Annotated in this window: 14 protein-coding genes; 8 read left to right on the top strand and 6 right to left on the bottom strand. The window is 40.6% G+C overall.

The window, feature by feature from the left end; genetic code table 11:
- Positions 1-7: 7 nt before the first annotated feature.
- Positions 8-1,690 carry a glycoside hydrolase family 13 protein gene (locus CDZ88_RS10900; protein ID WP_100373564.1) on the bottom strand — a complete coding sequence of 561 codons (1,683 nt, stop codon included), beginning with the start codon at positions 1,688-1,690 and terminating at the stop codon, positions 8-10.
- Positions 1,691-1,932: 242 nt separating this feature from the next.
- Here CDZ88_RS10900 and CDZ88_RS10905 point away from each other — a divergent pair, with 242 nt between their 5' ends.
- The 8 genes from CDZ88_RS10905 to nfsA all read left to right on the top strand — a co-directional run bounded on the left by CDZ88_RS10905 (position 1,933) and on the right by nfsA (position 13,030).
- Positions 1,933-3,684, top strand: coding sequence for a glycoside hydrolase family 13 protein (locus tag CDZ88_RS10905; RefSeq protein WP_100373565.1), 1,752 nt, complete (start codon positions 1,933-1,935; stop codon positions 3,682-3,684).
- Between the two features lie 78 nt (positions 3,685-3,762).
- Entirely contained in the window at positions 3,763-5,136 is a 1,374-nt protein-coding gene (locus CDZ88_RS10910; protein WP_100373566.1) for an MATE family efflux transporter, read from the top strand.
- A gap of 152 nt (positions 5,137-5,288) precedes the next feature.
- Entirely contained in the window at positions 5,289-5,963 is a 675-nt protein-coding gene (locus CDZ88_RS10915; protein ID WP_100373567.1) for a GerMN domain-containing protein, read from the top strand.
- A gap of 183 nt (positions 5,964-6,146) precedes the next feature.
- Positions 6,147-7,127, top strand: coding sequence for a TAXI family TRAP transporter solute-binding subunit (locus CDZ88_RS10920; RefSeq protein ID WP_100373568.1), 981 nt, complete (start codon positions 6,147-6,149; stop codon positions 7,125-7,127).
- Between the two features lie 282 nt (positions 7,128-7,409).
- Positions 7,410-9,365, top strand: a complete 1,956-nt coding sequence (locus CDZ88_RS10925) for a TRAP transporter permease (protein WP_100373569.1) — start codon at positions 7,410-7,412, stop codon at positions 9,363-9,365.
- 116 nt (positions 9,366-9,481) lie between these two features.
- Positions 9,482-10,258: a hypothetical protein gene (locus CDZ88_RS10930; protein WP_157796539.1), complete on the top strand. Its 777-nt coding sequence runs from the start codon at positions 9,482-9,484 to the stop codon at positions 10,256-10,258.
- Positions 10,259-10,399: 141 nt separating this feature from the next.
- Entirely contained in the window at positions 10,400-12,154 is a 1,755-nt protein-coding gene (locus CDZ88_RS10935; protein WP_100373571.1) for a B12-binding domain-containing radical SAM protein, read from the top strand.
- 123 nt (positions 12,155-12,277) lie between these two features.
- The gene (gene nfsA / locus CDZ88_RS10940; RefSeq protein ID WP_100373572.1) at positions 12,278-13,030 is read left to right on the top strand and encodes an oxygen-insensitive NADPH nitroreductase; all 753 of its coding nucleotides are present in this window, start codon (positions 12,278-12,280) and stop codon (positions 13,028-13,030) included.
- A 47-nt stretch (positions 13,031-13,077) separates the two neighbouring features.
- Here the strand turns inward: nfsA and CDZ88_RS10945 are convergent, their stop codons facing one another.
- From CDZ88_RS10945 to CDZ88_RS10965, 5 genes are all read right to left on the bottom strand, one after another.
- Positions 13,078-14,127, bottom strand: coding sequence for an EAL domain-containing protein (locus CDZ88_RS10945; protein ID WP_157796540.1), 1,050 nt, complete (start codon positions 14,125-14,127; stop codon positions 13,078-13,080).
- 137 nt (positions 14,128-14,264) lie between these two features.
- Positions 14,265-15,266, bottom strand: a complete 1,002-nt coding sequence (gene meaB / locus CDZ88_RS10950) for a methylmalonyl Co-A mutase-associated GTPase MeaB (protein WP_100373574.1) — start codon at positions 15,264-15,266, stop codon at positions 14,265-14,267.
- 49 nt (positions 15,267-15,315) lie between these two features.
- Positions 15,316-17,472 (bottom strand): methylmalonyl-CoA mutase, encoded by a 2,157-nt coding sequence (gene scpA / locus CDZ88_RS10955; RefSeq protein ID WP_100373575.1) that lies wholly within the window; start codon positions 17,470-17,472, stop codon positions 15,316-15,318.
- Positions 17,453-19,495, bottom strand: a complete 2,043-nt coding sequence (locus tag CDZ88_RS10960) for a methylmalonyl-CoA mutase family protein (RefSeq protein ID WP_157796541.1) — start codon at positions 19,493-19,495, stop codon at positions 17,453-17,455. Before CDZ88_RS10960 ends, scpA begins: the two co-directional genes overlap by 20 nt.
- Positions 19,496-19,575: 80 nt before the next feature.
- Positions 19,576-21,126 carry an acyl-CoA carboxylase subunit beta gene (locus CDZ88_RS10965; RefSeq protein ID WP_100373577.1) on the bottom strand — a complete coding sequence of 517 codons (1,551 nt, stop codon included), beginning with the start codon at positions 21,124-21,126 and terminating at the stop codon, positions 19,576-19,578.
- Between the last annotated feature and the right edge of the window lie 6 nt (positions 21,127-21,132).

Genomic DNA, 21,132 nt, shown 5'->3' on the forward strand with positions numbered 1-21,132 from the left:
AATCACTTTATTTTATGAAGTACACACATGCTTCATACGGTTGTAAGACCATGTTCTCATGTAAAGTGTCGTCTACTCTTTTTTGATTGGTAATAAGTAATGTTGTCGTTTCTTCAGTCCATCCAGTTGGTACCTTATACGACTGCTCTTCTTTCGTGAAGTTTAACAACACGAGTAATTTTTCTTGGTCTAACTTTCTAATATAACTGTAAACGCCTGCATGATCAACCTGTAACGGCTCGTAGTTTCCATAAACCATTATCGGATATTCCTTACGAAGCTTAATTAATCGACGGTAATAATGCAAAATGGACTCTTTGTCTGCTTTTGCTTGCTCGACATTAATCACTTCATAGTTAGGATTTACTTTTAGCCACGGTGTCCCCGTTGTAAATCCAGCATGCGGTGAAGCATCCCATTGCATCGGTGTACGGGCATTATCGCGTCCTTTTATGTGAATCTTATTTAAGATTTCTGCTTGATCGATGCCACGTTCGTTGACAAAGTCTTTGTACATATTTAATGTTTCGATATCTTCGTAATCATCAATCGAGTCAAATTGAACGTTCGTCATCCCAATCTCTTCACCTTGGTAAATGTAAGGGGTACCTTGCAAAGTATGGAGAAATGTCGCAAGCATTTTAGCAGACTCTTGACGATACTCCTTATCATCTCCGAATCTCGATACCATTCGTGGTTGATCATGATTGTTAAGGTATAAGCTATTCCACCCTCGACCTTGCAAACCAACTTGCCAACCATCTAAGATTGTTCTTAACTCAGTTAGTGTCCAAGGCTTGATGTCCCATTTTCCGCCAGGTCCTGAGTCTACATCCATATGATCAAATTGGAAGACCATATTTAATTCATTTCGATCGTCACCTGTGTACAATGCAGCGTCATCTGGTGTGACTCCTGGTGTTTCACCAACTGTCATGATGTTGTATTTCGATAAAACTTGTTCGTTCATTTCCTTTAAATAAGTATGAACATGCGGACCATTTAAAAACTTGTCACCGGCTGATTGATAAGGCGTTTCTCTCGTCACTTCGGCATTCGGAAGCCCTTCAGCTTTTGAGATCATATTGATGACGTCCATTCTAAATCCATCAATTCCTTTATCAAGCCACCATGTCATCATCTTGTAGATCTCTTGACGCAAAGATTCATTTTCCCAGTTGAAGTCTGGTTGTTTCTTAGAGAAAAGATGAAGGAAATACTCATCTGTCTCCTCGTGATACTGCCAAGCCGACCCGCTAAAATGAGATTCCCAGTTGTTCGGCTCTTGGCCACTGCTACCTTGCTTCCAAATATAATAATCACGGTATGGGCTTGTTTTAGATGAGGCCGAATTGACAAACCACTCGCACTCATCACTTGAATGATTGACAACTAAGTCCATAATCAACTTCATCCCACGTTGATGAATCTCTGAGAGCATATGCTCCCAGTCTTCCATCGAACCAAACTCTTTCATGATGGCATAATAATCTCTAATATCATATCCATTATCATCGTTTGGAGAATCATAGACTGGACTTAACCAGATCACATCAATTCCTAGCCATTTTAGATAATCTAATTTATTAATAATACCTTGTAAGTCACCCATTCCATCTCCATTGCTATCTGCATAACTTCGCGGATAGATCTGGTAAACTACGCTTTCTTTCCACCATTGCTTGCTCATCTGTGTCACAACCTTTATGCCATAATTAGAGCAATCGTTTGCACAATTCGACAAAACCTACGTGCAATCGCTTTCACTTTATCTATGTGGTCATTATACATAGTTTTGTAGATATAGGCAACCGTTTTCATTATTTTTTATGTTTTTTTTAGTACAATGACAAACGTTTGCATTCAACCTTGACAGCAGTACAACGTTTTCATACTCTAAAGCTAAGGCAGATCTTTCTAAGGAGGTATATGATGCAAAAAGAAGCGGTCTACCATCGACCTAAAAATGAATTTGCTTACGCATATGACGATAAAACGATACATATACGCATCCGCACAAAAAAAAATGATGTAGAAGAAGTTACTTTATTACACGGTGATCCTTATGAATGGAAAGAAAAAATTGGTTGGGTATATAATGAAGTATCTATGAAGAAGTCTGGTAGTGATGAGTTATTTGATTATTGGTTCCAACCAATTACTCCCCCCTTCAGACGACTACGTTATGGCTTTACATTACGCTCTGCCAAAGAAGTGCTCACCTATACAGAACGTGGGTTTAAAGAGACACCTCCAACGGATGTTGGATGTTATTTCTGCTTCCCTTTCTTAAACGAAACAGATATCTTTCATACACCTGATTGGGTCAAAGACACCGTCTGGTATCAAATTTTTCCAGAACGTTTTGCTAACGGAAACCCTGTGATTAATCCTGAAAACACACTTGCTTGGGGCAGTTCTCCACCGAGTGCTACAAACTTCTTCGGTGGTGATATAAAAGGGATCACTGATCACTTAGATTACTTAAGCGAACTCGGAATTTCAGGAATTTATTTAACACCTATCTTTACCGCACATTCTAATCATAAATACGATACGATTGACTATATGGAAATTGACCCTCAATTCGGAGACAAAGAAACGTTTAAAACGTTCGTAAATGCTTGCCATAAACGAGGGATTCGTGTCATGTTGGATGCGGTATTTAACCATTCAGGCTTTTACTTTAAACCATTTCAAGATGTTCTTACCCACGGTGAAAACTCTAGATATAAAGATTGGTTTCATATCCATAGCTTCCCTCTTCAAACGACGGAGCGCCCGAACTATGATGCCTTTGCTTTTGTCCCGACAATGCCAAAATTAAATACGGAGCACCCTGAAGTAAAAAAATATTTACTAGATGTCGCAACGTATTGGATTCGTGAGTTTGATATTGACGGGTGGCGATTAGATGTCGCTAATGAAATCGACCATGCTTTTTGGCGTGATTTTAGAAAAGAAGTGAAACAATTAAAACCTGAAGCATACATTTTGGGAGAGATTTGGCATGATTCAATGCCTTGGCTTCAGGGAGATCAATTCGATGCTGTCATGAATTATCCAATCACAACTGCGATCATCGACTTTATAGCTAAGAAAACATTGAGCAAGACAGAATTTATTGAACAACTATCTAAACTGCTTCACGTCTACCCAAAATCTATACAAGAAGTAGCATTTAACCTTCTAGGCAGTCACGACACGCCGCGTATTCTTACACAGTCTGGAGAGAATAAAGATTTAGTCAAACTTCAAACCCTCCTTCAGTTTGCTGTTCCTGGAACGCCTTGCATCTATTATGGTGATGAAATTGGAATGACTGGTGGTGGTGATCCAGGATGCAGAGAATGTATGGTTTGGGATAAAGAGCACCAAGACTTAGAGTTATTTACGTTTATGCAACGGATTATCTCCTTGCGAAAAGAACATGAAGCATTCGGCCCTCGTGCAGAGCTCACCTTTATCGAGACCGGTCAATCTGAGGTGGTTGGCTTCTTAAAACACACAGATAATGAAACACTACTGTTTCTTGTTAACGCAAATGCTAAAAATGAAACCATTACGCTACCCGATGATTTCAAAAACAAAAATACAATAGAGCTCCTCACTGGTTTAGAAATCATAAATGATGAAACCTACTCGGTGCCAGCCTTATGTGCTCATGTTTTAACAGTTTCATAATAATAAATTGAAGAACGGTATTGGACCGTTCTTCTTTCTTTGTTGTTACAGGTAACGGTCGTTGAGGAGGAACTTAGCATGTCAAAAAAAGAAAAAACAGCACGAAATGCTACATTATTTGCTTTAACCTGGCCTATTTTCATTGAGATCTTACTCCATATGTTAATGGGAAACGCCGATACTTTGATGCTCAGCCAATATTCCGATGATGCGGTAGCCGCTGTTGGGGTTTCCAATCAATTGCTCATGGTCATCATTGTGATGTTTGGTTTTATCGCCACAGGCACGAGTGTATTAGTCGCGCAACATTTAGGAGCTGATGAGGAAAAAAACGCAGGAAAAGTCGCCGTTGTTTCGATCATCGCTAACCTCGTCTTTGGTCTTGCATTAAGCTTATTGATCATTTTTGCAGGCCCTACTTTACTCCTTTGGATGGGGTTACCACAAGAGCTATTAAATGAAGCAACCCTCTATTTACAAATAGTTGGTGGGTTCTCATTTATCCAATCAGTCTTAATGACGATTGGCGCCATCCTTCGTAGTCATCAATTTACTAAAGATGTGATGTACATCACGATTGGGATGAACATCTTAAATGTGATCGGAAACTACTTGTTCATCTTCGGCCCATTTGGTTTTCCTGTCCTAGGTGTAACGGGAGTAGCTATTGCTACAACCATCAGTAGAACTCTAGGATTGATTGTCATTATTTTTGTTCTATTCTACAGACTTAAAGGAAAGCTTCCGTTTGCTTTCTTACGGCACACTTTTCCAAGGTATGAGTTGAAAAACCTTTTAAAAGTAGGAATCCCTTCTGCCGGTGAACACCTTTCTTATAATGGTTCACAGCTTGTGATTACATTTTTTATTGTGATGATGGGAACGGAAGCTTTGACGACCAAAGTGTACACACAAAATATTATGATGTTTATCTTACTCTTTGCCATTGCGATAGGCCAAGGAACACAAATTATTATTGGACATCAAGTAGGTGCTGGTGAGTTTGATCAGGCTTACAAACGCTGTATTAGGAGCTTGAAAGTGGCGATTGGCGTTTCGACCTCAATGGCTATTCTCGGATATGCCTTCAGCTCTCCCCTGTTATCGATCTTTACAGATAACGAACAGATCATAGTGGCAGGTAGTCTTTTGCTTCTCTTAACCGTTATTTTAGAACCTGGGCGAGCGTTTAATCTTGTTGTCATAAACTGTTTACGAGCGGCTGGTGATGTGAAGTTCCCTGTTTACCTTGGCATCTTATCGATGTGGGGTGTTAGTATACCCGTTGCTTATTTCTTCGGCGTGTACTTAGGTTATGGTCTAGCTGGGGTTTGGATTGGTTTTATTGCTGATGAATGGCTTAGAGGGGTCTTAATGCTTTGGCGTTGGCGTCAAGGTAAGTGGAGAGATATGTCGTTTGTTCGGCCAAAGAAGAAAGTTGAATCGGTGTAGACATTTGTAGGTCTAAAGGTAGAGTCTGAATTAATGATTGAATTTTGTCGTTAATGTTGTAAAATTTAACTAGAAAGACTTGTCTATGTCAATCATAGATAATAATTACCAATAAAGTAAATTGCATGTAAACATGCAAAGGGGGATTTTATATGAAGAAGATAACGGCTTTGTTACTTGCACTTATTTTCGTTTTATTCTTGGCAGCTTGTGGTCAAGGCGAAAACACCATTGATTCAAATGAGTCCACGAGTAATATTGAATCTGAAGAAAATGAAGAAGCTTCTGAAGAGCCTGCTACAGAAGAACCTACAACAGACGAACCTATTGTAGAAGACGAAATCATTGAAGAACAAGAAACAACGGATGCAACGGAAGATGACGTGGCAGTGGAAGATACGCCATCATCTCCTGTCAACTTATTCTTCGCTGATGATCAAGTCATGGACATATATAAAGTAGAGCGTACAATCGAAGCAGCAGATGAAGAGCTTTTCCTAGCTACTTTTGAAGCTTGGATTGCTGGCCCTACGGCTGAAGAAGGAGAACTTGCCTCATTGATCCCATCTGACGTTACAGTCCAATCAGTGGAGGAACATGAAGGAGTTGCTCATGTGTCATTCTCTTCTGAACTATTAAACGCACAGCTTGGTTCTGGATCAGAGGCCATGCTCCTTCAACAAATCGCTTTAACGATGAAGCAATTTGGCTTCTCTTCTACCAAAGTTCTAATCGATGGGGATGAGCATCCCGAGATGTTCGGTCATGTTGATACAAGTGCTGCCATTGAAGCGGACGACATTGAAGAAATCCCATCAGCCGAATAACTACTGACAGCGCCCGCATAAGCGGGCGTTTTTTTGCAACATCATTCTCCTCTCTATGTTAGCTAAGTAAATAATGAGATTCCAAGTAATATTTTGACAATCTTTCATCTTTCTGATTAAATGATAATGTGATATGAATATGAATTCATATCAAGAATTATATATACAAAAGGGGGAAATTCGATGAAAAAGAAATTTGCTTTTTTATCAGCAGCATTGCTTTCTGTAGGAATGCTTCTTGGTGCCTGTGGTTCTGATGCAGGTGGGGATGAGGATTACAAGACAGACTTACAAATGGGTACAGGTTCTACAGGTGGAACATACTATCCATTAGGTCAAGAAATGGCTAACATCATGAATAACAATGTGTATTATGAAGATTTTAACGTAAGTGCGATTGCATCTGGCGCATCAGTTGAAAATCTTGGTGGTATTTTTCAAGGGAACATGCAACTTGGGATGACTGTTCACATTCCTGCTATAGAAGCAATGAGTGGTGAGGGTGACTTTGACGGTGCAGCTGTTGAAAACTTCGGATTTATGGGTCATATCTATCCAGAAGTTATGCAAGTTATCACAACTTCCAATACAGGTGTTGAATCCATTGCTGACCTTGAAGGTAAACGTGTAGCAATTGGGCCTCCAGGTAGTGGTACTCAATCAGCTGCCAAGTTAATTCTAAGTGCTTATGGTCTTGAAGATGGCGATTACGAAGCTTATGAAGAAGGTTTCGGTGACGCAGCTGGCCGCTTACAAGATGGCCAATTAGATGCATCATTTGGATTACTTGGGCTTCCTGCTAGTGGAATTGAAGAACTTTCTACACAACGTGATGTAGTCATTCTTCCTATCGAAGGCGAAGCACTTGATACGATTTTAGATAGCAGTGATTACGGTCACTTAGAAATTCCAGCTGATTCTTATGAATTTTTAGAAGAGCCAGTTGATACGATTACAGCATATGCGATCTTAGTAGGATCGACGAACCAAATTAGCGAAGATCTAGGATATGAAATCGTAAAAGGTCTATACGAGAATGTTGATCAAATGACACATGCTCAAGGTGAACACTTAGCGATCGAGAACATCTTAAATGGTTCTGAAGGTCTTCCTCTTCACCCTGGTGCTGAGAAATACTTTAAAGAAGCAGGCATTATTGATTAATTAGCAAAACCTTTTTGAAGGACTGGGCATCGAATCTGTCTAGTCCTTTTTTTAGGCGAAACAAATTAGAGCTGAGGTGTCTGTTACATAAAAAGGCCCTCCTCTTTCTTGTTTATCCTTGCTACATACACATCAATGAAGCCCGAAGAAAGAGTACGAACGATGAACGGTTTAAAATATTGTAGACATGAATAGCTATTACCTTTTTTTGTGAAAATAGGTACGTCGACGCATACTTTTTCTTCGAGATTTCAATTTTTATTTTAGGTGGTGAAACGTTTGATGACAGAAGCAAAAAGTAAAGACCAAGAACTTCTTGCAAAATATGATAAGGAATCTGCTTATCGCACAGACCTTCAAAAATGGACTTGGATTGTTACAATCCTCGCGATTTCGTTGACTATTTTCCAACTTTACACATCATTTAGAGGTCCTTATGTGACACTGATTCAAGGAGCAATTCACCTTGCTGGTGGATTATCTCTTATTTTCATCCTCTACCCTGCCAAACGAACTTTTCTTAAAAAACGAGGAGTCCCTTGGTACGATGGAATGCTTGCCCTACTCGCACTTGGAGTAAACTTTTATATTGTTTTTGAATATCGTCGCTTAATCAGTAACCAAGTAACGATTTTGGGTTACTCGACATTAGACATTATTATTGCTACTCTCGGGGTTGTACTAGTGTTAGAAGCGACAAGACGTGCAGTTGGTTTACCCATTGTTATTATTGCTTTAGTAGCTCTTGCGTACGGACTAATTGGGAATATTTTTCCAATTAGAGCATTTCAACATTCAGGCTTTACGTTTGATCGCTTAATGACAAGCATGTTCTTCAATACAGAAGCAATTTTTGGTACACCGCTTCGTATTTCATCTACGTACATTTTTCTTTTCCTTTTCTTTGGTGTCATGCTAACGAAAACAGGAATCGGAAAATTCTTTAATGATTTAGCCTTTGGGGCAACTGGTCGGATGACTGGTGGAACAGCTAAAGCTGCCGTTACAGCTAGTGGACTTCAAGGAATGGTAACAGGGTCTTCTGTAGCAAATACAGTAAGTTCAGGATCCTTTACTATTCCAATGATGAAAAGAGCTGGTTTCAAACCGGAATTCTCAGCAGCCGCTGAAGCATCCGCTTCAACAGGTGGTCAAATCATGCCTCCGATCATGGGGGCCGCAGCCTTTATTATGGCTAGTAACACCGGAGTTGCATATAGCGAAATTATTATTATTGCCATCATTCCAGCCTTTCTTTATTTTGCTGGTGTGTTTATGGGGACGCATTTTGAAGCAAAAAAACGAGGTATTCGTGGCTTGCCTAAAGATCAATTACCGACTTTTACAGGGATTGCTAAGCGATTGGATCTACTCGCTCCTCTATTAGCAATTATTGGCCTACTTTATCTTGGGTACACCGCTACAACAGCTGCCTTGTTCGGGATTGGAGCAGCCTTCTTTGTGAGTCTCTTCCGTAAAGAAACGAGAATGGGGCCACGCGATATTTTAGATGCTCTTGAACAAGGGGCACGTGTCGCTCTTCCAGTTATCTCTGCCTGTGCATCAGCAGGGATTATTGCTGGGATTGTTACGATGACAGGTCTTGGTGGGAAAATTGCTGGTGGGATCATAGATCTTGCAGGTGGCGTCTTTTTCCTAGTATTATTCTTTACGATGATTGCTTGTATTTTACTTGGGATGGGCTTACCAACAACAGCAAACTATGTTGTTACCGCATCGATGGCAGCACCTGCACTCATTGCCTTTGATGTCCCAATTATAGCTGCTCACTTCTTTGTATTTTACTTTGGAATTGTAGCAGATATTACACCGCCTGTTTGTCTTGCCGCCTATGCAGGGGCGGGGATAGCTAAAGCGAATCCGATGAAAGCTGGAGTCACCGCTTTCAAACTTTCCATTGCAGCGTTTATCATTCCATACGCGTTTGTTTCAAATCCAGTCCTGTTATTACAAGATTGGTCAATGGCAGCACTTGTGCCTGCACTTGTTACGGCGCTTCTTGGAATGACTGCGGTCAGTGCCTCACTGATGGGCTATTTCGTTGCAAAACCAATGATGATTGAACGATTGTTGTTATTTGCAGCTGGTTTAGCTTTAATTTATCCAAACAACCTGACGATCTCATTGTCTGGTTTAGCTGTACTCTTATTAATCGGAGTTATCCACTTTATCCGCAACAAAAAAGATGACTCAGATCAAGGCTTAGCCACTTCATAATGAACCGTCAACACTTGAGACTTGCTTTGGGCAAGTCTCTTTTTCTCGATATTTATTGGATGAGAACTGTATGACAACTTGGTTCTTCATGCTAAAATAAAGGGAGTAAAAGCGAGGTGAACGTAATGATGAAGGGTTGGGTATTCCTTTTTTTACTTCTTTTATTAACTAGTTGTCAAACAAACAAAGTCATACAAGAATCCTCCCTTTCAATTGTTCACGATGAAAACATTCATCTAAAAGTAGAATTTGATGGGATTGAGCATGGAGAATTAAATAATGAATCTGGTTTCTACGTGAATGTGATCGTTACCTCCCTATACCCTCTTCATGACGTAGAAAATGACTATACATACATGTTGGATCGATATGTATTCGGTGAAGATCAAGCCGTTCATGAAGCACAATCATTTGAAACATCTAGAGAAACGGCTGACGGAAAGCCTCTAAATCTAAATCAGCTCTATATCCGTCAGTTTTTTACTCCTAGTCTTAAAAAAGGTACACACTTTCTCGATCTTCCTGTATACGTAAAACCAACTTATTATAGGAGGAACTTGATATTTAATGAACTGCATCACGACATGAAACAAATCGAGCAAAATGACTTCCGAATCTTAAGTGTGGAGACGACCGGAAATAAATTATTTCTTCAAGCTTCTGACGCTCATAACATTAAAGGTGTAGAGGTCACACTTTTATCGAATAGCGAAAAAATCTTCCCTTCCTTTCAAACGACGTCCTACGACGAAGAAAGGAATATTATTAATGGAGAGTTTGAATTTGCAGAACCCATCGTTGAGCCGTTTCAATTGTCGATTAAACGACATCGTTTAGAAGAACAGCTTTGGACACTCAGGCTTCAACCGAAAGTAGTCATAACTTCAAACTAAATAAAGAAAAGGAATCTACATGGCCATGTAGATTCCTTTTCTTTATTTTGGATGTATTAATTTCCGACAAACATTTCTCACTTACCCGCTCGTATGGTATCATACAATACGTAAAGAAGAAGAGAATTGAGGGATTAACATATGAAAACCGTCGTTACGACGTTGAACGCTAAATACATTCACACATGCTTAGCACTTCGCTGTCTGAAAGCCTATGCCGAACCTGAATTTCCAATTGAAATGGTTGAATTCACAATTAAAGACCCTGTGATGAACATAGTCTCCGATCTATATGAACGTACACCAGATGTGATTGGGTTTAGCTGCTACATTTGGAACATAGAAGAAACGCTAAAAGTCATTGAAATGTTAAAAAAAGTGATGCCACATACTCAGATCGTCCTTGGAGGTCCTGAAGTTTCCTATGATACAAAGGAATGGCTCGAAAAAACCTCAGATGCTGACTTCATTGTTGTTGGAGAAGGCGAAGAGACATTTAAACAACTTCTTGAAGAATTGAGTACAACGAAGAAATACCATATGGTCTTTGGACTCGCATATCGTAAAGGGGAGGAAATCCTCATTAATGCTCCTAGACCTAAACTAAAATTAGATGATCTCCCTACTCCATATCGTTTTGAAGAAGATCTAACAGCTCTCTCAAAACGTGTGACTTATTTTGAAACGAGCCGCGGCTGTCCGTATAGCTGTCAATTTTGCTTGTCTTCCATTGAAGTCGGGGTACGTTATGTCAATATAGAGCAAGTGAAACGAGATTTACTTTTCTTAATTGAAAGTGGAGCGAAATTAATTAAATTTGTTGATCGTACATTCAATATTAAAAGAGATTACGCCCTTGAAATTTTTCAGTTCCTCATCGATAACCATCAAGGCTGTGTGTTCCAATTTGAGATCACTGCAGATATTATGCGTCCAGAGGTACTCGAATTTCTGAATGAGCACGCACCAAAGGGAATTTTCCGTTTTGAGATTGGCGTTCAATCAACAAACGATACAACGAACGAGCTCGTGCAACGTCGACAAAATTTCGAGAAACTAGCCCGAACCGTCACGATGGTTAAAGACGGTGGGAAAATTGACCAACATTTAGATTTAATTGCTGGTCTTCCGGAAGAAGATTACAACTCCTTCCGAAACACATTTAATGAAGTGTTTGCCCTCGGGGCGGAAGAACTTCAATTAGGTTTCTTGAAAATGTTACGCGGGACAGGCCTTCGTCTACGTGCCGATGATCATGATTACGTCTATATGAATCATTCTCCTTATGAGATCCTTAGCAATAATATTCTTCCGTTTTCAGATATTGTCCGTATTAAACGAGTGGAAGATGTATTAGAGAAGTATTGGAATGACCATCGCATGGACTTAACAATTGAGTACTTAGTCGAAAAAGAATTTGCATCACCGTTTGACTTCTTCCAAGAATTCGGTAACTTTTGGGAGTCGAAAGGTTGGTCTCGAATTGGGCATCAACTTGAGGACTTGTTCTCAAGACTTTATCAATTCCTTGAATCCCGAGACACTAATCACCTCGATACTATTAAAGGCTTGATGATGGTTGATTATTTCGGTAATCATAAGCATAAGCCGCGCAAAACGTGGTGGACCTTCTCTTTAACAAAAGAAGAGCAGAGTACCTATTTAAAAGCGATTGCCGACAATCCAACGGAAGTAAGTGAAGACTTTGCTGCCCTTGGTTTAACAGAAAAAGAACTTCACAAACATACGATGATCGAAGTCATTCCGTTCTCTTTAGATGCATACGTAAACGATCGAATAATCAAACAAAAAAATGAAATTGTGATTGCATACTTTAGTCCAAAAACGAATAAAACAAGCTTATTCTCATCAAGACGTGAAGCACTCACTGTCTAACAACAAATAGTGAAAATAAGACTCATGCAACCGCATGGGTCTTATTCACATTAGTTGGGATACTCTCTTCAGTATGAGATAATCAAAAGATCATTCGTAAAAATATCATTGGAGGGCTATAACATGAACAAAGTGATTGAGACACAACGGCAACATCGTTCTTATCGAGCTTACACAACAACAGCTGTTGAAGAAGAAAAACTAGAGGCTATCGTTTCTGCTGCACAAGCTGCCCCTTCCTGGATCAATGGACAGCAAGTGTCGATTATTGCGGTAAAGGATGAAAATAGAAAAGCAAAGTTGGCCAAACTAGTGGGAAACCAAGCTTATGTTGCACAAGCACCGGTCTTTTTCATTTTTTGTGCAGACTTTCACCGCGCTCAATTAGCAGGCCAAAAACACGGGAAAGAACTTGAAGCGATTCATGATGTCGACGCCCTTCTTGTTGGCGCAACAGATGTTGGATTGGCGATGTCGAGTGCAATTACGGCCGCGGAATCGATGGAACTAGGTACGGTCCCAATAGGAGGCATTCGAAAACATCCTCTTGAAGTCATTGAATTGCTGGAACTACCTAAGTATGTCATTCCTATTTCTGGGCTATGTATCGGTTATCCAAACGAAGACCCTCCATTAAAGCCTCGCCTTCCTAAAGAGACCATCTATCATCAAGAACGTTACCATTCGGTCGACCCATCATTGATTGAGCGCTATGATGAAACGATGAGTCGTTACATGGAGAAACGTTCAAACGGAAAGCTCTCTACTTCTTGGACAGAACGTGTGTCAAGCTTTTATGAAAAACCCTATTACACTGATATTGCCGCTATGCTTACAAAACAAGGGTTTGTTTGTGACAATATTAAGAAAAGCTAAACAAAACAGCCTTCCTTATTCTGAACAAAATAAGGAAGGCTATTTTCTTATATATGAAGACTTTCACGAGGCTTAGCTTCAGGGCGTCCAAAATAATAACCTTGAGCGAGAGGAATATGTAAATGCGCGCAAAAGTCAGCTTCTTCTTTTCGTTCGATTCCTTCTGCAAGTAAAGTAATTCCATATGTATTCGCCACATTAGCTATCTCTTTTATTTCTCTTTGCTTGATAGGGTCTTCATCACAATGACCAATAAGATTTCGGTCAATTTTTGCGAAATTCGGCTTTAATTCTTTTAATACATCTACCGTTGCAAACCCTGAACCAAGATCATCCAACGCCACATGTATCCCACGTTTTTGATAAACGTTAAATATATTTTTCAATTGATCGATATCGGGGATTTTCTCTGTCTCCACCACTTCAAATACCAAATCTTCAGGGTCAATGTTTGCTCTTTCGACAGCTTGCAATGTACTCTTCAAACAATGATTTGGATCATAGATTGATGATGGTAAGAAATTAATAAATCGTTTGACCCCTTTAGATAAATGCTTAGCACTGATCTTAATCGCTGAAATGCGCGCCTGACTATCTAGGACCGACTGCAATCCTGCTCTCTGAGAAAAGGAGAAGAGGCTTCCTGGATTAAAGCGATGCTCTTCATCGATAGGACGCAAAAGAAATTCATATCCATAGACCGAACCACTCGATACATTGATAATGGGCTGCATATGTTGAGTAAATAATCCCTCATTAATAATTTGAACATACGACCAGTTTAATAATCGCTCTCTTAATTGCTCGTATGGAACAAAGTTTGCGAATCGATCATTTGTTTCAACTGAATAAGTTGCATAAACTTGATCGGCTTTCTTTAACAAATAAGAATCAAACAAGTCAATCATTGTCTGTACATGTTGAAGAGAATCATATTGAACAAACAATAAATTATTTTCATTCGTTGTGAACGTCATATTCTGTTCGAGAAGTATCCCCTTCATTTTACTTAATAGATTCTGATTTTTTATTCGTAATAATAGATGACCTCGATCTGAGAGGTTAGGTATGAAACCGCAATTTTTACATGAATTCAATGTTATATCCCTCCTTTTCACTTTCTCTCTTATATTATAATAGTTATTAAAAACTATTACCATAGTATTGATTTATTCCTATTTATTGTGAATGTTCCAAGATGAGAGACCATGCCAAAAAGACATGGTTTCTCATCCTACGTTTTATTTCTAACATTTAGTAATTCGAGTGCGGCTTTTGTAGCTGTTGACTTTCCACTTAAGACTTGGTTCTTCAACAAGGGAAGCCTCTTTTGAATTTGTTCATTTTGATAGAATTGGGCGAGGACTTGCTCTTCAATTAAATCTTGGAACCATCTTAATGCTTGTTCATTACGACGATTAAGAAATAAGTCGTGCTGTTGCATATGCTCTTTATGCTTCTCAATGATCGTCCATATTTGTTCAACACCTTCTCCAGTTAGAGCAGAGACGGTATGTGCTTCTGTCGCCCACCCTTCTGTAATCGGAGGCAACATATGTAACATACGGTTTAGTTCGACTTTGGCTAGTTCAGCTGCTCGTTTGTTTTTTCCGTCTGCTTTGTTAATCACCATCGCATCTGCCATTTCCATGATGCCTTTTTTCATTCCTTGTAACTCATCTCCTGCACCTGTCAGCATAAGGACGAGAAAAAAGTCGACCATTGAACGCACCGCGATTTCACTTTGACCAACACCGACTGTCTCGACAATGATCACATCATATCCCGCAGCCTCACAAAGAAGCAATGTTTCCCGTGTTTTTCGCGCGACGCCTCCAAGTGTACCACTAGCAGGTGAAGGTCTAACGTACGCCTGGGGATGTCTTGATAACTTCTCCATTCTTGTTTTATCACCTAAAATACTTCCGCCTGTTAACGTACTAGACGGGTCAACAGCTAGAACGGCGACTTTATGCCCTCGCTCACAAAGCATCATTCCAAATGCTTCAATTAATGTGCTTTTTCCAGCTCCAGGTACACCAGAAAATCCAATTCGAATGGAGTTTCCTGTGTGTGGCATTAATTCTGTTAACACATCTTGAGCTAGTTGCAAATGTTTTGACGCATTGCTTTCAACCAGTGTGATCGCCCGTGCAAGCAAAGCACGATTCTGCTCTTTTACACCCACTACATAATCATCCACTGTTAATGTTCTTCTTTTAGGGGTTCGCATCATTTGCTCCTCCTCTCAGATCACTCTCAAAAAAGGAAGAAAAGAAGAAGGGTTACTCCACCTCTTCTTCTCCTAATCCTAGTCTCTCATTTAATTCTTCTAATATCTGCACTGCTGCAACCGGTATAACTGTTCCAGGACCAAAAATAGCCGTTGCCCCGTTCTCCTTTAAGAATTGATAATCCTGAGCTGGGATGACGCCACCAATGATCACGATAATGTCTTCACGGCCATGTTTTTTTAGTTCCTCAACCACTTGAGGTAATAACGTTCGATGTCCTGCAGCAAGTGAGCTCATCCCAATTACATGCACATCGTTTTCAACAGCTTGCAGTGCCGCTTCCGCTGGTGTTTGGAATAGCGGACCGATGTCAACGTCAAAGCCCATATCAGCAAAAGCGGTTGAAATGACTTTGGCTCCACGATCATGGCCATCTTGCCCCATTTTTGCAACCATAATTCTTGGTCTACGTCCCTCTTCTTTTGCAAATGTTTCAGTCAATTTTCGTACTTGTTCCATCTCTTCATTCTCTCCAAACTCAGATCGGTATACGCCACTAATCGACCTAATTACAGCAACATGTCTTCCAACTACTTTCTCATATGCATCTGAAATTTCACCTAGTGTAGCTCGATCACGCGCTGCTTGTACGGCTAGCTCAAGTAGATTTCCTTTTCCTGTTTCTGCCGCTTCTGTAATCGCCGCTAGTGAGTCTTTCACTCTCGCTTCATCACGTTCTGATCGTAGTTTTTCTAGACGTCTAATCTGAGATTCGCGTACTGCGGTATTATCAATGTTCAAAATATCAAGTGGGTCTTCTTCTTCTAAACGATACGTATTCACACCAATAATTTTCTCTTTCTTCGAATCAATCTGAGCCTGTCTTCTTGCAGCAGCTTCTTCGATCCTCATTTTCGGAAGCCCTGTTTCAATTGCTTTTGCCATTCCACCAAGCTCTTCAATTTCTTCAATATGAGCCCATGCCTTACGCATTAACTCAGCTGTGAGGGTTTCGACATAATACGAACCACCCCACGGATCAAGAACATTTGTCAGACCCGTCTCATCTTGTAAATAAAGTTGAGTGTTTCTCGCAATTCGTGCAGAAAAATCAGTAGGGAGAGCAATCGCTTCATCTAACGCATTCGTATGCAAAGATTGCGTATGACCCATCGATGCCGCCATCGCTTCTACGCATGTACGAATGACATTGTTATACGGATCTTGCTCGGTCAAGCTCCAGCCTGAAGTTTGCGAATGGGTCCGTAAGGCTAGCGATTTTTCATTTTTCGGTTCAAATGGCTTAATAAGCTTCGCCCACATTAGACGAGCTGCGCGCATTTTTGCCACTTCCATATAATAATTCATTCCAATCGCCCAGAAGAAAGATAAACGCGGAGCAAATGCGTCAATATCAAGACCTGCTTTCATTCCTGTGCGCACGTACTCCAAACCATCCGCAAGAGTATACGCAAGTTCAATATCTGCCGTTGCCCCTGCTTCTTGCATATGATACCCCGAGATACTAATACTATTAAATTTTGGCATATGGTTGGAAGTATACTCAAATATGTCGGCAATCACCTTCATTGAAGGCTCTGGCGGATAGATATATGTGTTACGTACCATATATTCTTTTAAAATATCATTTTGGATCGTTCCTGTAAGCTGTTCAGGTTTTACACCCTGCTCTTCTGCTGCGACAATATAGAAAGCTAGAATCGGTAGAACCGCGCCATTCATCGTCATCGAAACGGACATCTCATCTAGTGGGATCCCATCAAAAAGAACTTTCATATCTAAGATTGAATCCACCGCAACCCCAGCCTTACCGACATCCCCTACGACTCGCTCATGATCTGAATCATAGCCACGATGCGTAGCTAAGTCAAAGGCGATTGAAAGACCCTTCTGCCCTGCTGCTAAGTTCCGACGATAAAACGCATTACTTTCCTCTGCTGTTGAAAATCCAGCATACTGACGAACCGTCCAAGGTCTTGTTTTATACATTGCCGGGTAAGGACCTCGGAAAAATGGAGCGATTCCAGCAACATAATCTAAATGCTTCATACCTTCTGTGTCTTCTTGTGAGTAACTCGAATAAAGATCTATTTTTTCCATCGTCTCCATCGTTTGCTTGCGGTCTTGCTTGGTCGGTGATTGATCAAACGATGGGAAGGATAGTTGATTAAAGGATGGCTTCGACATCTTCAAGTCCCCCTTTCCATTCCCACAACTCTGTTAGTTGTTCAAAATGATTGGATTTCACATGAATATAGTCATGCACTCCAGCTTCATCTAACATTGCACGTACGTCCTCACTTTGTTTTCCCGCTACGTAGATACGGCCTTGACTATGATCACTCAGCTTTTTAATTCGCTCAATTATAGACATCGCTTGCTCGTTGATCGATTCATCTGTTCCGCAAATGACAACAACATCAGAAAGAGAAGTCGCTTCTAATTCTTCCCCCTGAACAGGCGTCGATACGTCAAATCCGCCAGCTCTGAAGTATCCTGTTACAAAATCAGCTCGTGGCTTATGTTTAGCTAACGGGCCAAGCCCAACAATCGTCACTTCTGCATGTTGACCAGTAGTCTCTGAAAATTTCTTTCCAATCTCTCGTAACGCCTCGTACCGTTCGGTCAAACGGCGAGTAGGAATCTTCTTAACTTCAACCATTGGTTCCGCATCGTTTGATTTGAGGAATGCTTGATAAAGATTAGTAATATCAACCCCTTCTTTTGCTGCTTGAATCCATTCAGCGAAAGATGTTGGTGTCGTCTCTAATTCTTTTGTCTGTTCCATGTCAGAAACTTTAACCTTATGATCGATATGCTTGTTTTCATGAAGTAACTGTTCATTTAAGTTGGCATATTGATTAACGCCGACAATTGTTTGCTTTCTTTGTTCCACATCTTTAAGACGAACTTCCCAAGTTGCATCGATCCATTCTTGAATAAGACCTGTATCTAACGCTTCGCTCATACTGCCAGATGCTTCGATTTGCTGGAATTCACTCCATGCTTTTTTTGAAAGTTCATCGGTTAAATGCTCAACATACCAAGCACCACCAGCAGGATCGGTTGTCGCTGCTAGATGACTTTCCTCAGATAAAATCAACGATGTATTTCTCGCAATTCTTCTTGAAAAGGGAGTAGACGGTTGAATCGGTTCATCAAAAGGACTCACTTGAATGCTATCGACCCCTGCCACAGCTGCACTAAATGCTTCACTTGTGCCTCGTAGCATATTAACATAAGGATCCAAACTGGCTTTCGTAAACGCGGACGTCCGCGCATGAATGACCATCTTAGCTCCTTCATCTGTCGCTCCAAATTCTCTCATAATAGCAGCCCATAGTCGTCTAGCACTACGAATTTTTGCGATTTCAACGAAGGATTGGTTTCCGATAGAAAAGGAGAACATGATTGAACGTCCCGCCTCATCAGCCGTTAACCCTCTCTTCATCATTTCATCAACATACTCAACTCCTGTGGATAAAGCGCAAGCAAGCTCAACTGTCGCCGAAGCTCCACCATTATGATAAACCGAGCTCTGTATAAGCACTGTACGCAAGTGCTCTTGATGCTCTTTTGCCCACTTTGCTGCATCTGAAAGGTCATCATAAGCTTTTACCAACGTCGTAGGAAGCTTACCATGTGTCGCTAGCTCAAAAAGTGGATCAGAGCCGATTAATCCACGCAAGACTTTTCCTTCTAACGTTGAAAGAACCGTTGATAATGCAGGTGTTATATAGGCTCCAGTGTAAAGGTAGAAGGAATGTCTTTCTACATCCATTCCGTCTAAAAGAACCTCTACATCTTTCATTGTTCGAACAGGAATTCCATCTTCTTCTTTATTCGAACCTTTTGCTTTGCCATCAAGAACAAAATGCAAAACATCTTGCCCGCGTTTTAAATCATGATGAGCCTGTTTGTTCGCAAGGTTTGGAGACTCACCGCTCATCTCTTGACTGACCGCCCACTTTTTAGGCTCATGCGATGTTCCTCTTGAAAACGGAAATTTCCCTGGTTGTTCTAATAATGTCGAGACATCCTCTACATCTTTCAGCTGATACATCGGCTCTGTCATCATACCTTCATAAAGTTGCGTTCGTAGCAATTTATCAAAAGGAGCCCCTTTAATCGATCGTTCGGCTACTTCACGCCACTGATCATACGTTGGTATTGGAAACTCACTAAATTTCTCAAGGTCCTTATGGCTCATATCATTTGGGAACCCATCACTAGGCTCTCCACTCACTCCCTTCACTTCAAACTATGATGCGGTTATTGCTTCTACACGCATTAAAGCGGAATATTTCCATGCTTTTTCTTCGGCAACTGTTTCTTCTTGTTGCGAAGCATAGCGAGCGCACTGGCAAGGCTCATCCGAGTATCTCTTGGATCGATCACGTCATCAACCATGCCGTTTGCTGCTGCGACATATGGGTTTGCAAAACGCGAACGATAGTCAGCAATTTTCGCTGCTCGTGTTGCTTCAGGGTTATCACTATCATTAATTTCTTTTGCGAAAATGATATTCGCTGCCCCCTCTGGACCCATAACAGCTATTTCTGCATTAGGCCAAGCAAAGACAACATCTGCTCCGATTGCTTTACTATTTAAAGCGACATAAGCGCCACCAAATGCTTTTCTCAAAATCACAGTGATTTTTGGTACGGTTGCTTCTGAATACGCATATAAAATTTTCGCTCCATGTCGAATGATTCCCCCATGCTCTTGTTGCACACCTGGAATAAAACCACTCACATCTTCAAACGTAATTAGAGGAATATTATAACAGTCACAGAAACGGATGAATCTTGAACACTTATCCGATGAATCAATATCAAGTCCACCTGCCATCATTTTCGGATTGTTTGCGATAATTCCGACCGACTCTCCCTCAATACGAGCAAATCCACAGACGATATTTTTAGCGAATTTAGGTTGTACTTCTAAGAAGTCTTCCTCATCAACAATTTTCTGGATCACATGTCGAACATCATACACTTTCGTTCCATCTACAGGAACGATATCAATCAATTCTTCGATGCGCTCATCAAGTGGCTTTGGATTTGATGGCTTCTTAACAGGCGTCTTCTCTTCATGATTTTGAGGTAAGAAGGTGATTAAGCGACGTACGTCTTTAAGCACTTGCTCTTCTGATGGCGCTGTAAAATGAGCACTCCCACTTATGCTTGAATGAACCTTTGCACCACCGAGATCCTCACTATTGATTTTTGCTCCCGTCACACTTTCAATTACTTTTGGCCCCGTAATAAACATTTGACTCGTTTTTTCCACCATAAACACAAAATCTGTAATAGCTGGTGAATAAACAGCTCCACCTGCACAAGGTCCCATAATCACAGAAATTTGTGGAACCACACCTGAATAAATCGCATTACGATAAAAGATATGTCCATAGCCATCAAGAGAAAGAACACCCTCTTGAATTCTAGCCCCACCAGAATCATTTAATCCAATGATCGGTGCACCATTTTCAGCAGCTAAATCCATGACCTTCGCAATCTTTTGAGCGTGCATTTCACCTAGTGCGCCACCGAATACGGTGAAATCTTGAGCAAAGATAAAAATAAGGCGTCCGTCTACTTTGCCATACCCCGTTACTACACCTTCACCCGGAGCCTCCGCTGAACCATAGTCTAATCCTCGGTGTTCAATGAAAGGGTTTAATTCTATAAACGTTCCCTCATCAACAAGTAGATCAATTCTCTCACGCGCTGTCATCTTTCCGCGATTATGTTGGGCATCTATTCTTGCCTCGCCACCCCCAAGCTTAACTTTTTCACGACGTTCTTCTAGCTCATTAATGTGATCGAGCATATCCATCTGACA

The organism is Bacillus sp. FJAT-45037, assembly GCF_002797325.1.
Taxonomy (GTDB): Bacteria; Bacillota; Bacilli; order Bacillales; family Bacillaceae_D; genus Alkalihalophilus.